This window comes from Chitinophaga nivalis (assembly GCF_025989125.1).
Taxonomy (GTDB): domain Bacteria; phylum Bacteroidota; class Bacteroidia; order Chitinophagales; family Chitinophagaceae; genus Chitinophaga; species Chitinophaga nivalis.
Window position 1 is genome coordinate 2,603,367 of record NZ_JAPDNR010000001.1, and the last position, 16,337, is coordinate 2,619,703.

At 45.6% G+C, this 16,337-nt stretch carries 14 protein-coding genes; 5 read left to right on the forward strand and 9 right to left on the reverse strand.

The features are described from left to right. Nucleotides 1–4: 4 nt before the first annotated feature. The 4 genes from OL444_RS10700 to OL444_RS10715 all read right to left on the reverse strand — a co-directional run bounded on the left by OL444_RS10700 (nucleotide 5) and on the right by OL444_RS10715 (nucleotide 3,262). On the reverse strand, nucleotides 5–766 hold the full coding sequence (locus tag OL444_RS10700) for a dioxygenase family protein (protein ID WP_264733215.1): 762 nt from the start codon (nucleotides 764–766) through the stop codon (nucleotides 5–7). Between the two features lie 82 nt (nucleotides 767–848). Further along, a complete protein-coding gene (locus OL444_RS10705; RefSeq protein ID WP_264733214.1) occupies nucleotides 849–1,547 on the reverse strand; it encodes a LytR/AlgR family response regulator transcription factor in 699 nt (232 codons plus the stop codon). A gap of 40 nt (nucleotides 1,548–1,587) precedes the next feature. After that, nucleotides 1,588–2,604 carry a sensor histidine kinase gene (locus OL444_RS10710; RefSeq protein WP_264733213.1) on the reverse strand — a complete coding sequence of 339 codons (1,017 nt, stop codon included), beginning with the start codon at nucleotides 2,602–2,604 and terminating at the stop codon, nucleotides 1,588–1,590. A gap of 187 nt (nucleotides 2,605–2,791) precedes the next feature. Further along, a complete protein-coding gene (locus OL444_RS10715; RefSeq protein ID WP_264733212.1) occupies nucleotides 2,792–3,262 on the reverse strand; it encodes a hypothetical protein in 471 nt (156 codons plus the stop codon). A gap of 147 nt (nucleotides 3,263–3,409) precedes the next feature. Here OL444_RS10715 and OL444_RS10720 point away from each other — a divergent pair, with 147 nt between their 5' ends. Next, nucleotides 3,410–5,113 carry a hypothetical protein gene (locus OL444_RS10720; RefSeq protein WP_264733211.1) on the forward strand — a complete coding sequence of 568 codons (1,704 nt, stop codon included), beginning with the start codon at nucleotides 3,410–3,412 and terminating at the stop codon, nucleotides 5,111–5,113. 224 nt (nucleotides 5,114–5,337) lie between these two features. On the opposite strand, the gene OL444_RS10725 is transcribed toward OL444_RS10720, so the two are convergent. The 5 genes from OL444_RS10725 to OL444_RS10745 form a co-directional block, all read right to left on the reverse strand. Further along, nucleotides 5,338–6,216 carry a hypothetical protein gene (locus tag OL444_RS10725; RefSeq protein ID WP_264733210.1) on the reverse strand — a complete coding sequence of 293 codons (879 nt, stop codon included), beginning with the start codon at nucleotides 6,214–6,216 and terminating at the stop codon, nucleotides 5,338–5,340. 91 nt (nucleotides 6,217–6,307) lie between these two features. Continuing rightward, nucleotides 6,308–7,123, reverse strand: a complete 816-nt coding sequence (locus OL444_RS10730) for a hypothetical protein (RefSeq protein ID WP_264733209.1) — start codon at nucleotides 7,121–7,123, stop codon at nucleotides 6,308–6,310. 156 nt (nucleotides 7,124–7,279) lie between these two features. Then, complete coding sequence (locus tag OL444_RS10735; RefSeq protein WP_264733208.1) at nucleotides 7,280–8,170, reverse strand: hypothetical protein; 891 nt, start codon at nucleotides 8,168–8,170, stop codon at nucleotides 7,280–7,282. Nucleotides 8,171–8,254: 84 nt separating this feature from the next. After that, nucleotides 8,255–9,130, reverse strand: a complete 876-nt coding sequence (locus tag OL444_RS10740; protein ID WP_264733207.1) for a hypothetical protein — start codon at nucleotides 9,128–9,130, stop codon at nucleotides 8,255–8,257. Nucleotides 9,131–9,466: 336 nt separating this feature from the next. Beyond that, nucleotides 9,467–10,330, reverse strand: a complete 864-nt coding sequence (locus tag OL444_RS10745; protein WP_264733206.1) for a hypothetical protein — start codon at nucleotides 10,328–10,330, stop codon at nucleotides 9,467–9,469. A 537-nt stretch (nucleotides 10,331–10,867) separates the two neighbouring features. On the opposite strand from OL444_RS10745, the gene OL444_RS10750 reads away from it, so the two are divergent. The 4 genes from OL444_RS10750 to OL444_RS10765 all read left to right on the forward strand — a co-directional run bounded on the left by OL444_RS10750 (nucleotide 10,868) and on the right by OL444_RS10765 (nucleotide 16,230). After that, nucleotides 10,868–11,674, forward strand: coding sequence for a helix-turn-helix domain-containing protein (locus OL444_RS10750; RefSeq protein WP_264733205.1), 807 nt, complete (start codon nucleotides 10,868–10,870; stop codon nucleotides 11,672–11,674). 153 nt (nucleotides 11,675–11,827) lie between these two features. After that, the gene (locus tag OL444_RS10755; protein ID WP_264733204.1) at nucleotides 11,828–13,618 is read left to right on the forward strand and encodes a DUF885 domain-containing protein; all 1,791 of its coding nucleotides are present in this window, start codon (nucleotides 11,828–11,830) and stop codon (nucleotides 13,616–13,618) included. A gap of 224 nt (nucleotides 13,619–13,842) precedes the next feature. Beyond that, the gene (locus tag OL444_RS10760) at nucleotides 13,843–14,499 is read left to right on the forward strand and encodes a J domain-containing protein (protein WP_264733203.1); all 657 of its coding nucleotides are present in this window, start codon (nucleotides 13,843–13,845) and stop codon (nucleotides 14,497–14,499) included. An 87-nt stretch (nucleotides 14,500–14,586) separates the two neighbouring features. Then, entirely contained in the window at nucleotides 14,587–16,230 is a 1,644-nt protein-coding gene (locus tag OL444_RS10765; RefSeq protein WP_264733202.1) for an acyl-CoA dehydrogenase family protein, read from the forward strand. Nucleotides 16,231–16,337 lie beyond the last annotated feature (107 nt).

The following is a 16,337-nucleotide window of genomic DNA, read 5'->3' on the forward strand; positions in this document are numbered from 1 at the left end:
AATATTAAGCAGAAATTTTAATAGTATGAGAAAGTGTGTAACCTCCAGTTTGTGGATTGGATACTACGGTACCCAGCTGGAATGCGATGGAGTCTGCGAAAAGTGCGTCCGCCTGGTTGTTGTAAACAGTGGAATTCTGACCATGGGCTGCATAGAGTGGTGTTCTGTACACAGCATAGTTAATCTGATCAGGGAAGGCAATCTGCGTAGTTAAGCGGAGTGCGTTGTTGATAAAGATCTGTACGTGGATATGTGCGATACGGCCAGGATACCATCCGGGATAGATGGATTCGAAGTGGACCAGACCTGCACTGTTGGCATATTGTATACCACGGCCGAATACCCTGCCGATATTGTTCTGACGGCCCAGATAACCATCATTGATATAACCTGAATAGTAACCATCCTTATCACATTGCCAGATATCCACCCGGGCATTGGGAATGGGGGTACAACCCGTGTTGACATTAGCCACGGTGAAGTCGATGTTCAGGGGAACACCGGTTTTGCCGTCGTTGATGTTGGTACGTACGAGTGCAGATCCTCTGCTGTTATACAGCGGAAACGGACCGTCCATTTCAGGAGGCGTTACGCGGCAAACAGTTGGTGCAGCGGCAGCATTACTGTTACCTATTCCACCATCTCCGGCAACGGCGGCATCTTCTGTAAGAGATTCTTTACTACAGGCTTGTAAAATGAGCGGGAGGGAGGTAGCACCCACGATCATATTACGGAGAAACTGTTTTCTTGAGTGTTGTTGTTCCATAGTGTAACGTTTTTTATTAAATTTCTGGAACTTCATTACTCCGGCCAATAATAATAGATAAACCAACAGGATGTACCGATAATTAATATTTCTTCCATTCACGGGCGAAGCTGAGATAGGTGTATCCTATAGGCAGCTGTTTGCCGGAAACCAGCTTCACCTGCCGGTTGTGGATAGAATACACTTTGTCTGTGGCCACCACGTAGCTACGGTGTATACGCCTGAATTTACCGGGCGGTAGTTTTTCCAGCACCTTCTTCAACGGCATGAGCGTGACAATGGGCCTGCCTTCCAGCAAATGAATACGGATATAGTCTTCCAGACTTTCGATGTATTCAATATTGCTGCAGGGGATTTTCATCATCCGGTAGGCAACGTATACATACAGGTGTTCTACCGGTTCCTGGCTATCCAGGCAGGTATGCCGGAAATGGATCGCCGCTTTGGTAGTGGCGGTGGTAAAACGTTCCAGACTGAAAGGCTTGAGCAGGTAATCAATGGCCGATAATTCAAATCCATCTATCGCAAATTTTTTATAGGCGGTAGTGAAGATGATCATCGGTTTTGTTTCCAGCGAATTTACCAGATCCAGGCCGGTGATGTCGGGCATGTTGATGTCAACAAACAGCAGGTCTACCGGGGTATGGCGAAGGAATTCCGCACCGGCAATGGCATCGCTGAAAGTGTGCAGCAGCTGCAGGCCGGGTGTTTGCTGTACATATTCCCTGATCAATGAGAGCGCAGGGGAATCATCATCAATGGCAATAGACTTGATCAGCATAATTTGGTCGTATGATTAGATTAGGGTCGTATCCGTAAAATTAATGGTGTAGTGTAAGGTCTACAGTATAATGCTCCTGGGTTACATCGATATTCAACACGTGTTTATCCGGGTATAACAGTTCCAGGCGGTGCCGGCTATTGGCGATACCAATACCGGAACTATTATCAGGTCTTTTCATATGGAAGCAGGTATTCCGGCAATAGAACTTTAACTGGTGATCTGTCACATTCAGACTGATACAGATCGTACCTTGTTCGCGGTTGCTGGTACCGTATTTAAATGCATTTTCCACAAATGTCATCAGTATTAATGGGATTATATTGCAGTGACTAATATTACCGTGGATGTTGAAATGTACCTGCATGTTATCGCCCAGCCGTATCTGCTGGAGGTCTATAAAGTCTTGTATACAGCTCACTTCCAGCTGGAGCGGTACCATCTCCTGGTGTACTTCATCTGTAATATAGCGAAGTATATTGGATAGTTTCAACAAACATTCCGCCGTGTTTTCCTTTTTGGTAACGGCCAGCGAATAGATATTATTCAGGGTGTTAAACAGAAAATGCGGATTGATCTGCGCTTTGAGAAAGGCCAGTTCCGCACTGGCTTTACCTGCTTCTGCCCGTAGTGCCCACTGCTCGGTAAGGTGCCACCGGTGCGTGGATTCAATGGCTACACTCAGGGCAATGGTTAATATCCACAGGAAGATGCTGACAATATCAAATCCCTGGCGTTGCATGCCGGGAGGAGCCAGCACATATACAAACAGCAGATCAAAAGGCTGCAGGTAATAGAACAGGGCCAGGAGCGATGCCATCACGCTAAAGTACTTCGTCCAGTGTTTTTTCAGGTATAACTGCGGAAACAGATAATAGGTGTGCAGGTAATACAAAAAAAAGTAACTCAGGAAAAACAGCAGAAAAAAGGGTGATGACAGAATCATACGCAGCCGCGGCCAGCCGGCATGCCCCACCATGAACACCAGCGGGATGCTTAAACAGATCAGCCATCCGTTGAAATGTTTAATCAGGGTGGTAACTTTTAGCCGGTACATATTCTAAGAAAATCATTTTCCCTGACTAATTTAAGAAAGTATCGGTGAGCATGCAATATGTATAGATGAATTAAAAGCCGGAAGAAACTGTACCGCGGCCCGGGCTGGCGATAGATAGGACATCCGTCTGCAATAATAACGCAGTTGGATATCGGGATGGGTTGCGGCATACAGTTGTTATCAGCCATTAGCATACTGTTGTAATAGTGAGCAGCTCTTTATTAAAGAGAAAGGAATCTCCTGCTTTTTTCCCCTGTAATGTTTTGGCCAGCGGAGAGTAGGGCGAAAGGAAAATAATGGTGCGGCCATCTACCTCCTGTTTACCCAAACCGGCGGCAATAAAAAAAGATATATGCGTGCACGTGATAACGGCGCCGGCTGCAGCCAGGGTATAAATACGACTGGTATCTACTTCCTGCAGGCGAGCCAGCTCCTTGAGGTTTTCGGCCAGTTGCCGCGTATACATATCTTTTTCCAGGTGCCCCATTGCCCGGCTGGTTTCGTATTTATCGCCCGCAGAACTTTTTTCTTCCTGGTTGGCGGCCTGCTGTGCATGCGTGCTGGCTGCACGGGCTATGTCTATCCGTTGCGTGATCAACGTTTCACAAAATTGTTTTAGCTGTTGTTTAAAAGCGATTGTTTCCTGGGTGTTCATCATCCGGCTAATATAAGTGAAATTATCAGGTGAAATTATTTGCATCAGCCGGCACCATTTTTGCATGGATGAATCCGGTGTTTCGAAACCCAATGACGTTAAAACCTGCTTAAAAAAAAGTTCTTCATTTTCTCACACAACATGCTTCCTATGCAGAAAAAAGTTTTCCTCGTTTGCCTGGGTTTGACTTTCGCCCTGGCATCCTTTGCCCGCACATCAGGGGTAACGCAACCGCAAGTGGTACGTAGCAGCGCCTTCGAAGAACCAGAACAGGGAGCAAGCCGTTTGTTACTCATGAAAAACGGCCATACATTGTTCTTTCATTTCACGTTGAGAAAAGGTATCAACGTCACAGTTTATAATCCACAGCATGAAGCACAACCAGTTGTCAACAACCGGCTCTCTTCCTGGAGCAACCGGCGGATGGTACTGGCCGATCTGAAAGGAATCTATGAAATCAATGGGGAGGCAGTCGTGTTCCTGCAGCAGTATGTACATCGCAGACCATCGCTGTATCGCCTGGTGTTCGACAGCAACACCGGCCAGCTGAAAGAAGAAAAATTAATCGCCGATCTGGCACCACTACGCCTGACAAGAGGCTATCGCTACACCTATGGGGGCATGCGGATATCAGAATTTGAACTGCGTAAAGACCCGGTTTCCGATTATTATGCAGTATCTATGCTGACGTATGAAAAAGGAGAAGAACGTATCCGCGTGCTCCATTTTGATCCACAGCACCAGGTAATAAACAAAGGGGATTTTGCCGTTCCTGCCAGAGATTTCAAATACCTGAATATGGCAGATATGTATGTGAATGGCGGCAACAATGTTTTCCTGGCTGCCTTTGCCTTTAACATGGAGCTCTCCTTTCTCCAGTCGTCCCGCTTCGCCATCGCCAGTCTGGCAAAGGGTACGGAGGGTTTTAAAACAGCCTGGTTACCTGATGTACGGGATAAACGGTTAAGAGATGCGGCCCTGAAATTCAATACGGCGGATAAAAATGTGTACCTGCTTAGCGCCTTGTATACACCGGGTACCAGGCTGGAGCCTATTATGAGCCGTAATATGCTGGAACGATTTGCCCTGCTGATGCACGTGATAGATCCGGAACAGTTAACCGTCAAACAGCATTATTTTGTAGCACATCCGCAGCTGAATGAATATGCTAAAACACACCTGAAATACAAAAGAAATTATCAGGGCGTCATTCAGGATTTTTACCTGCACCCCGATGGCGGTACCACACTATTGCTGGAAGAGATGGATATTTTTCAGGAAACAATCAAAGACGGAATGCTCACTGACAGAAGAGCCCGGGACAGATTTGATACACACAATAATTACAAAACCAGGCTCGGAGAAATCGGTATTACCCGGTTAGATGCCGATGGAAAGGAAGCAGAGAGTTATGCCATTGCCAAAGGACAGGAAAATGAGGGCGGCATGCAGTTATTCATGCAGCACAAACGCCGGCAATCCAGGTGGAACTTCCGCGATAATGCCTTTACCAGTAATTTATCCGGCTTTTACTCCTATGACTATTTCCGTAAAGACAATAAGGATTATGTCATCTACAACGATTATGCAGGCAATACAAAAAACAGAGAGGAAGACTACCGCAGTAAATATGATGTACGGGTTGTCAGCAACAGCAATACCGTATTTGCGGTATATGATGGGAAACAAATCGTCAAAAACTACCTGTTTGGCCAGCCGGATGAAAATGCAAGTAATCGATTCTGTCATCTCGAAATGATCGCCCGGAAAGAAGATAGCAATTCCTTCGCAACGATGATGGTAGAAAAGAGTGGCCATCAGAAGCAGGCCTACATCGTATGGGTGAATATTTAATCACCTGCTGTGGAGAGAAAGCGTTTACCGGTTATTCAGTTAAAGGAACCATGCTATATGTGACGCTGATCACCAGCGTATAACAATCAATGAAAGTGTTCATATTCCTTGAACCGTCACACACGACAGAAAGACCACGGCTTTTCGGATCATATACCCGAAAAGTCGTGGTCTTTTTGCTGATTAGCTATCCTGCGGCAAGGCAGCAATAAGGGTTCCGGCTATCAGATACGGATATATTCAAAACGAATGGACCGTGAGAAAACATTACCGGATTTATGATAAACATTTACCTGTTGAACCAGGTTGTCTTTATTGTAAATATACCGGTAGTAATAGGTATCATCTGCAGTGATGTTATTCGTAGATAATACCGGAAAGAGTATGCTCTCACTTAATACGATATCCTGTTCAAAGAATCCTGGGCCGGTTAGCTGCAGGCTGCGGAGGAAATTGGGATGATCATCATAAGTCAGCAAAGTAGTTGTTGGGATGAGGGACGTATCCGGTGGAGGCGGTGCCGGCAAGCCGGGAAAAAGTGCTGATTTGGAAGTTGTCAGCACTTTTGTGACGTTCCCGATGGCATCGTATACATATTCTTTTCTGAAGGATACCGATTTTCCAAACAAGATGATATTGATACGGGAAAAGGTGGTGCCGATGATGTTGCTGTTTTTAGCATAATAATTAAAATAGTATAAATTCAATGACCGGAGCGTAGAATGAGTTACCAGCCTGTTCTGCGCATCATATTGCAGTGAGACGCTATCCCAGCGGTCAGGAGAGCTGTAATAGGATGATAATAACCCATTACTATTATACGTGAAATAATAGGATCCTCCAGGAAGAGAGCTACTATCAGCCGGTTTTTTTTCAGAACGGATCAGCTGATGTTGGGCATTGTAGAAAAATATTTTTTCAAAATTATTGTATTTACCTGTACTGACAGCTTTTTTCAGCAGCCATATGGGGGCTTTGGCCGCACCGCTGGCGGCGCCGGAAATGGGTTGTGGGTTAGCCGTTTTATCGCAGGCCATGAAGAGGGATGCCAGACTGATAAAAAAAAGTAAACAGATTTTTTGAGGCAGATAGTTGTTTTGCATAAGGGTATTTTTAGCGTTAACAATTGCATACACGCGATTACCATGAGGTATTACCGATGGTAAGCAGGTGTAATAAAAGCAGGCGACTTGTTTAAATGCGGGTATATTCCAAACGGGCAGATGCCTCAAGGGTATTATCGTATTTGGAATAAATTTTTACTTGTTCTACCAGGTTATCTTTATTATAAATATACCGGTAATAGTAACTACCATCATCTGTAATATTGTTGGCAGGAATGACCGGATAAAATTCCCCTTCATCTGATACCAGATCCAGTGCCAATATGCCTGGCCGGTCGAGTTGCAGGCTTCTGGAGTAATTAAGCCGGTTGTCATAGGTCAGGTAAGTCTCTATTGGGGTGTGGGAGGTGTCAGGCGGTGGCGGCGGCGGAAAGCCGGGGAGAGCAACAGAACTGGAAGTAGACAGGATTTTGGTGATATTTCCGGCGGCATTATACACATATTCACTTCTGTAGGATGTTGCCATTCTCCACATGATAATGTAATTATGACAATAGGTTAATCCGATGGTGTTGTTCCCTTTATAGTAATAATTGAAATTATACAGCGTTGTTCGCAATTGTTTAATCGGAGAATGGGCAATCAGCCTGTTCTGCGCGTCATACTGAAAGAAAACAGTGTCTGGCTGCAAATCATTCGTAATATAGGCCAGCGATCCATTACTGTTGTAGGTGAAATATGACTTCTTTGACCGGAAGTATCCGCTGTCGGTTGTCTTTCTCTCTGAGCGGATCAGCTGACGTTGTGCATTGTAGAAAAATGTTTTTTCGAATTCGTAGTAAGGACCTTTTTTGACGACTTTTTTCAGCAACCATACGGGTGCTTTAGCGGCACCGCTGGCCGTACCGGAAATGGGTTGCGGGCTGGTTGTTTTCTCACAAGCCATGAACAAGGATGTCAGACTAATAAAAAAAAGTAAAACGATTTTTTGGGGTAGATGATTTTTTTGCATGAGGAGTGTTTTTAGGATTAACAATTGATTACACATTATTACCATGGTGTGTGACCCGTGGTAATAATGTGTAATAAAAAAAGCACTTGTTTATAGGCGGACATACTCCAAACGGGCGGATGCCGCAAGGGCATTGTCAAATTTGTAATAGACATTTACCTGTTCTACGAGGTTGTCTGCATTATAGATATACTGGTAGTAGTAACTGCCATCATCGGTGATATTGTTGGCAGGAATGACCGGATAGAACTTTCCTTCATCTGCTATCAGGTCCTGTGCCAATATACCTGGCCTGTCTACCTGCAGGCTTCTGGAATAATTAAGCCGGTTGTCATAGGTCAGGAGCGTCTCCTTTGGTACGAGGGTCGTATCCGGGGGAGGAGGTGGCGGTAAGCCAATAGAAGAGGCGGATTTGGATGTGCCCAGGATTTTGGTGATATTTCCCGCGGCATCATATACATACTCTCTTCTGTAAGATGCTGCCGATCCCCACATAATAATGTAATTATGACAATAGGTAGAACCAATGGTGTTGTTCCCTTTATAGTAATAATTGAAATTATACAGTGTTGTCTTCGATTGTTTGATGGGAGAATGAGCAATCAGCCTGTTCTGCGCATCATACTGAAAGAAAAAGGTGTCTGGCTGCAGATCATTCGTAATATAGGCCAACGACCCATTACTGTTGTAGCTGAAATATAATTTCTTTGACCGGAAGTATCCGCTATCGGTTGTCTTTCTTTCAGAACGGATTAACTGATGTTGTGCATTGTAGAAAAATGTTTTTTCGAATAGGGAGTAAGGTCCTGTTTTAATTACTTTTTTCAGCAGCCATACCGGTGCTTTGGCCGCGCTGTTAGCGGTGCCACCGGTGGTGCCGGAAACAGGCAGTGGTATGACTGTCTTATCACAGGAGGTGAATAGGAAAACCAGGAAAATGGTCAGCAGACAGACTTGTGTTGACAGTGGATTTTTTTTCATGAGCATGTTTTATAGTATAAATAATGGTTCATCATCCTGGTATATTATCTTTTATACCAGGTGTGATGAACAGGTGTCGGTTATTCAGATGCGGGTATATTCAAATCGGGCAGATGCCACCAGCGCGTTGTTATATTTGGTGTAAACATTTGCCTGTTGTACGAGGCCGTCTTTATTGTAAGTGTACCGGTAATAATAAAAGCCATCGTCTGATATATTGTTGACGGGTAGTACCGGAAAATATTCGCCATTATCTGATCCCAGTTCTACTGCCAATAATATCCCAGGTCCGTTTCCCTGCAGCGCCCTGGAAAAATTAGGGTGATTGTCATAGGTCAGGATCCGCTCTGTGGGTATTTGTGAAGTATCCGGTACAGCGGTAGGATTACCGAAAAAGAAAGTACGGGAGGTCGACAGGGTTTTGATGATATTTCCGGCGGCATCATACACAAATTCTTTCCGGTAGGATGCTGCCTGCGCCACCATGATGATCTGGTTGTGATAGTAGGTTACGCCAATGGTGTTGTTGCCTTTATAATAATAATTGAAATGATAGAGCGTCGTATTCCACTGTCTGACAGGGGAGTGGGCAATCAGCCTGTTTTGCGTATCGTACTGCAGGAAGATAGTGTCTTTCTGTATATTGGTAACTACATAAGACAGTAACCCGTTGGAGTCGTAGGTAAAATACTGGGTCTTGGGTTGCGGATAACTGCTGTCTTTGGGTTTTCGCTCTGCGCGGATCAGCTGATGTTGCGCATTGTAAAAAAAAGTTTTTTCAAATTGGTAGTCTGGTCCTGTTTTGACAACCCTGGTCAGTAGCCATATGGGCGCTTTGACGGTACTGCTGGCGGTACCGGAAACAGGTAGGGGCGATACCGTTTTATTGCAGGCAGTGAATTGTGCAGCAACACAGATAAGCAGTAGGCAGATGTGGATGGATAATGGATGCTTCTTCATGATAACGTTTTTGGATTAACAATTAATATCAATGATACCGACGCTATGTTATCGGGCAACAAACAAGCGCATTCGGATGGAGATATAACTCCGTGGAAATATAAATATAGGTTTTCTGATAAACAGATGTGAAATTAGGATGCTGGCATGCAATATGGCTGCAGTGATGGGAGTATAGATAACTGATATGTTACCCGATGTTTTTTGGGGGGCTCCTGATTTTGTAGTGCGCAGGATATTAGTTACGTATGATGTAACAGTTGATAGCAGTAGTATTTTGCCGTTATCTGTTACATCATACGTAGGGGATGTATACTCGTTTACATCCGGTGATACTTATATTTTGATGTATTCAAACCGGGTAGTAGATATCTGTGTATTACTATACTTATCATATCTGCTGACACTTTGTACAAGGTTGTTTTTATTATAGGTGTACCGGTAATAATAAAAACCATCATCTGTTACATTATTAGCCGAAAATATGGGGTAATAGCCGGAATGACCATCAACTGCTGCCAGATGGCCAGGTCCATTTATATTCAGACTCCTGGACACATTGGGCCGGTCATCGTAAGTCAGACGGGTGACGATGGGTATTAATGAAGTATCAGGAGCCTGCCCCGGAAAGCTATAGATGGCGGAAACAGAAGTTTTCAGGATGGTGATGATATTGCCTGCTGCATCATACACATGTTCTGTCCTATGGTTACTGGAGACCGTAAATAATGCTCCGTTTGTATAATATGTTACCCCGCTGATGTTGTTCGCTTTATAATAATACTTGAAATAGTTGGGGAAACCACTTACGTTTCCGAGACCAGAATGGGATATTAACCTGTTTTGCTGGTCGTACTGAAAGAAGATGGTATCCTGCCTACGGCTGTTCGTGATATAGGATAATAATCCATTACTATTGTAGGTGTAATACTCTGTAAAGGGCGATGTAGTGGTATCCTGGTTTGAACTGACGGAACGTGTCAGCTGGTGCTGCGCATTATAAAAATAGGTTTTTACAGCGGTGTTTGCCGGCCCCGTTGTAGTCTTTTTGCTTAACAACCACTGAGATGCTTTACTGTTGCTGGCGCTGGTAGAACCGGACATACTCAGCGGTGTGGCATTTTTTTTACAGGCACTGAATGTCAGAAAAAGGCTGATAAAAAGGAAAAGTACTTGTGTTGACTGATAGGTCTTTTTCATGATTGTGGTTTTTTTTGATAGGTGAATAATAAACACAGACATACCCGGCAGGTACATTGCCGGAAATAAGTAACCGGCCGGCAGGTTAAAGGCCGGTGTGGATAATGATGAATAACGGATCACTGCATCATAGCAGACAGGCGTCGATAACCGGACGCGATATGCAACAGGTGATAGACAATCGTTGTTGTGGCTGCAGCAGGCTTACAACAGCTTAAACAGGTGTCAGAAAAAGAAGAGGCTTACGTTTGCCAGTGAACAGTTATACAAGTGTATGATTTGATTGATGGCACATTTTATAATGGTTTACCGAAGTACATGAATAAACATTGGTTCCGTAGTAAGGATACATTGAAATTAGAAAGAGTTGGTGAAATGCACATTCAGTATGGGTAGTAAGTGATGGAGGCGTAGGAAATAGTACCTGAGGTGTGGGAAAGGCAGGTTGAATTGTAAAACAAGCTGTTGGTAGTGTGACAACATTTGTAATAATCCGTTGCGGTAATTATATTGGGGAAGATGTTTTATTTTTATTGTATGATCATACCCAGTCCTGTTCAGTTTGAAAAAGGCACTTATGTGGGGAAGAAAGTGAGAGAACGCCATTTCAGCCATATCATTACCAGTGAAACCGTATTTGAAGCCCACCAGTCATCCGACTGGCATTACCATGTTAATCCGCATTTTTCACACATACTGGAAGGAGGTAGCAAAGAGCTGCGCAAAGGGAATTCCGGCAGACAATATGCCGGTACCGGTTTGTATTATCATCCCGGAGAAGCCCATCAGAATGTGGATTACCTGCCGGGTACCCGTATCTTCAATATTGAATTGGGAGAAGCATTTTTTAACAGGTATGAAGTGGCGCCCCCACCGGCTTCTCTGATGTTTGAACAACATCATCAGCTCAATACCGGTGGTATCATCCGTATTATGCGGGAACATTATCTGCAGGACAATGCCTCGCCGCTGGCTATAGATCAGTTGTGTATAGACCTGCTGCATCCGGAGCAGGAAACCTTCCGCTGTTGCCCGGAATGGGCGGCAAAGATAAAAGCGATCCTGTATGATAACTGGCGGGATCCGTTGTCACTACCGGAACTGGCAGTACAGCTGAACCTGCACCCGGTTACGATCTCCCGGTATTTCAGTAAGTATTTTGGCTGTTCGGCAGGAGCATATCTGCGCAGAATAAAAATAGAACGTGCGATCGCCCTTATCAGACAAGGCCGGTTTACCCTCACTGAAATCGCCTATGAATGTGGCTTTACCGATCAGGCACATTTTACCAAAACCTTTTATCGCATGACAGGGTGGTTGCCCCGGCAATACCGGCATATCTGATGCAGGCTAATTTTATACAATTTTTACTGTACAGGGCATCCTAGCTTTGCAGGGTCAGCATGGGAACGATGATCCTGTCACCAGCATACAACAGATAACTGTCACCTATGTCGGAATCACGCTGGCACTTTCACCCGAAAACGTAGCAAGAACATGAAAAGAAATGCCATGCTGTTGTATATGTCCTGCCTACTCCTGTGGCTGCAGATAGCGCAGGCACAGGAGCCGCCAAACAATACCCGGTTGCATCAGTTATTTGACGATTACTATAGGGAACGTATGCCATTGTTTCCTACGGAAGCTACTGCAGCCGGATACCACCAATACGACGACCAGCTGGCCATAGAGGGCGCTGCTCCCTATCTGGCTGCTACCCGTTCTTTTTACAACAAATACCTCACTGCATTACAAGCATTTGACCGGAAAAAACTGCGTAAGGCAGACAGGGTCTCTTATGATATCCTGGTATATACCTTGCAAATGGGACTGGAGGGACTGGACCTGCACCTGGAATACCTGCCGATGAATCAGTTTGTATCCACACCACTGGAACTGGCCTCTTTTGGCTCCGGTAATGCCGACCAGCCTTTTAATACCGTACAGGATTATGAACGCTGGGCTAAAAGAATGAATGCTTTTCCCGAATGGACCGATACCTGTATCGCCAACTTCAATAAAGGTATCCGGGCGGGTGTTGTATTACCCAAGGCGTTGGTGATGACCATGATTCCACAGCTGGAAGCCCTGACCGTAAAGGATGCCGCAAAAAATGTGTTTTACCTGCCGCTGGCAAAGTTTCCGGCATCTTTTACCACCGCCGAAAAACAACGGCTTACCGGACTATATCATCAGGTGATCGCAGATAAAATGATACCTGCCTATGAACAGCTGGCGACCTACCTGAAAAACATTTACCTGTCGGCAGCCCAGGAGAAAGCTGGCCTGTATGCTTTGCCAGGAGGCGACCGCATCTATGCTTATTATCTGCATTATTATACCACTGCTCCGGAACTGACACCGGAACAGGTATACCAGACCGGGTTGACAGAAGTAGCACGTATCCGGAAAGAGATGGAAGCCATCAAAACACAGGTGGGGTTTACCGGCACGCTGCCGGCATTTTTCACGCACCTGAAAACCAATCCGGCCCTGATGCCTTTTAAAACACCAGCAGAAGTGCTGGCAGCATACCGGCAGATCCATGATAAAATACAACCGGCATTAGCAGCGTTGTTTGGCCGGCAACCACAGACACGTTTTGAGATACGACGGGTGGAAGCTTTCCGGGAAGCAGCGATGGGAGGCCCCTTTTATGTGAAAGGTAATCCGGACGAAAAAAGGCCCGCTACTTTTTATGTACCCGTGCCGGATGCCACCAAAATCAATGTCACCTTCTATGGTATGGAAGCTACGTTTATACATGAGGGTGTGCCCGGGCATCATTTCCAGATAGCGCTCCAGCAGGAGAATAAAGCCATTCCTGCTTTCCGCCGGCAACCTACTTTCAGTGCTTACTTTGAAGGGTGGGCGCTTTACGCGGAGTCACTGGGCAAACAACTGCATTGTTATACCGATCCCTATCAGCAGATGGGGGCGTTGAATAATGAAATTCACCGGGCCATCCGGCTGGTAACAGACGTGGCAATCCATACCGGTAAAATGACAAGAGCGGAAGCCATTGCTTATATGATGGCCAATGAAGCCATCAGCGAAACCATTGCTACAGCAGAAGTAGAGCGCTACATGGCCTTACCGGGACAAGCCCTTTCTTATAAAACCGGAGAAATAAAACTCATGGCACTGCGCGATAAACTAGCCCGGCAAATGGGACCTCGCTTCCACTTAAAAGATTTTCATGATGCCTTGCTTGCCTATGGCGATATGCCCCTGAAGGTACTCGAAGAATATATGAATGACTGGGCCCGGACATCTACGGGCAGATAGAAAGGCCGGTTATTCCTGTAGCGACAACAGCCGCATGATCAGCGGCTGTTGTATTTTTGAGACGGCTGGTGTTGCATTTTTTTGTTATCCCATAAAAAACCGGCAGACATGATTTGTTGTGTTGTAACCGGATGAGGAGCACATAGCCGTAAGCGTATAGAAATAATTATATTTATGGCCGATACGGGGAATCTTCTTCTCCATCAATTATATCCCCACAGGCCATGATTAATTATTATGAAGTTTTAGAGATCGCTGATTTTTCTTCCCATGAAGTGATCAAAGCTGCTTATCGTAAGTTGTCAAAACGATATCACCCCGATGTGAATAACGGCGACAAAGTTTGTGAAGAACGTTTCAAGGAAATACAGCAGGCATATGAACAGCTGCGTAACCCCAATACCAAGGCATTACAGGATGATTGGCTGCGTAACGGACAGCTACCGGAGGATGATGCAGCTGATACACCGCCCGGATATCATCCGCCATCCTATGAATATGAAAGTGACAAACGATGGACGACCTGGGCGCCCATGGTACTCACAGGGCTCCTCGTATTAGTTTGCCGTATGGCGCTTAATTGGGGAATAGAATGGCGCCGTGCATCTATACAGCAGAAGGCGGTTCCGGTAGTAGATATGTCTACTATCTTACAGCGGGCAGCTGCGCCTGGCAACCAGCTACCTGTCATTAAAGCCGGCGATACGCACGAGCAGGTACAGCAGCTACAGGGAAATCCGGATGAAGTAAAAAAATATGGATCAGAAGAAGTGTGGTATTATCATAATAGCCTGGTTAACTTCAAAAAAGGCATCGTAATAAGTTACCTGGATACAGATGGCGTTTTAAAGGTGCGTGAAAATATAAAAGTCCATCCGTAAAAAGTTATATATGCTGCAGCCCGGATGCAGCACCTGGACGTGGGTTTGCCGTAAATAACCTATATTCAGGAAGTAAAAACCCTGCATATGGCGCTTTCCGATTTTGACTTCCTCCGGTCTGTTAACCAGGTGCCTGCCCTGGAAGATTATAACTCCTTTACCACCCATGCGGTGCTGCAACAACTCATGCATACCTATGGCGCTGGTTGGATGCAGGAACAGGCTACCGCGTTCGGACATATCATGGGCAGCCACAGTATGCAGGAAGCGGGTAACCTCGCCAATAAGTACCTCCCCGTGCTGAAAACGCACGATCGTTATGGCAACCGCCTGGATGTAGTAGAATTTCATCCGGCTTACCATGAGATGATGACAACTGCCATACAGCACCAGGTACATACCATCGCCTGGACCACCCCATCGGAAGGCGGTTACCTGGCACATAGTATCCTCTCTTTTCTCAAACAGCAGATCGATGAAGGCACCAGTTGTCCGCTGACCATGACATTTGCCGCAGTACCTTCTCTTAAACTGGAACCGCACATCGCGCAGGAATGGCTACCATTGGTACTTTCAAATGAATACGATGCCCGGCATATACCCTATTATGAAAAGAAAGGTGTCACTATCGGGATGGCCATGACGGAGCCGCAGGGAGGCAGCGATGTACGCGCCAACCTCACTATAGCGAAGCCTGTGGGCAATGGTATCTATCACATCACCGGCAGGAAATGGTTTTGCAGCGCCCCGATGAGCGATGCATTTCTGGTGCTGGCGCAAACGGACAAAGGACTAAGTTGTTTGCTGGTACCTCGTTTTACACCCGATGGTGAAAAAAATAAACTCTTTTTCCAGCGGCTAAAAGATAAGCTGGGCAATAAGTCCAATGCCTCCGGTGAAGTAGAGTTTCATGGTGCGTGGGCACAACTCATCGGAGAAGAAGGCCGCGGCGTAGCCAGTATTATGGAGATGGTACGGCATACGCGGCTGGATTGTGCCGTTGGTTCGGCAGCCACTTTGCAACGGGCATTGGTGGAAGTCATTCATCACTGTCAGCACAGAAGTACGTTTGGCAAAAAACTGATTGATCAGCCATTGATGAAAAATGTATTGGCAGATCTTTGTCTGGAATCAGAAGCCGCTACCACCCTGGCCATGCGGCTCGCCAAAGGATTTGATGACGCACTCACAGATGAAGGTGCCTTGTATTTTACCCGGATCACCACCGCCGTGGCAAAATTCTGGAATACAAAAAGAGCAGTGCTGGTATTGGGAGAAGCGATGGAGTCTATGGGCGGAAACGGGTATGTGGAAGAGTCTATTCTGCCCAGATTGTACCGCGATGTACCGGTAAATGCTATCTGGGAAGGTTCCGGTAATATACAGGCATTGGATGTACTGCGTGCGATGCAGAAAGAACCACAAAGTATCGAAGTGCTGATGCATTATTTTCAACAGTCGCGCGGACTGGATAAGGAACTGGATCAACAGTTGCTGACATTGCAACAATTGATAACCGATCCGGCAGGCTATGAATATAAGGCAAGGATCATCGTAGAAAAAATGGCGCTGGCTATCCAGGCGATCGAATTGATACAGGTGGCGCCACCCGCCGTAGCGGAGCTGTTCTGTCAATCCAGGTTATCGGCAAAGAGAGGGTTAACGTGGGGTACAATGGAGACCCCGACAGCCCCGGAAACCATCATTCACAGGATTTACCGGGAGGTCTGAAACAACCAGCTATATATTTTAATGGCTGACGGAACATATTTTGTGCATTCCGGAAATACCCCTATATTTAATGACTGTCGTTCAACACAGTATACTATCCATTAAAA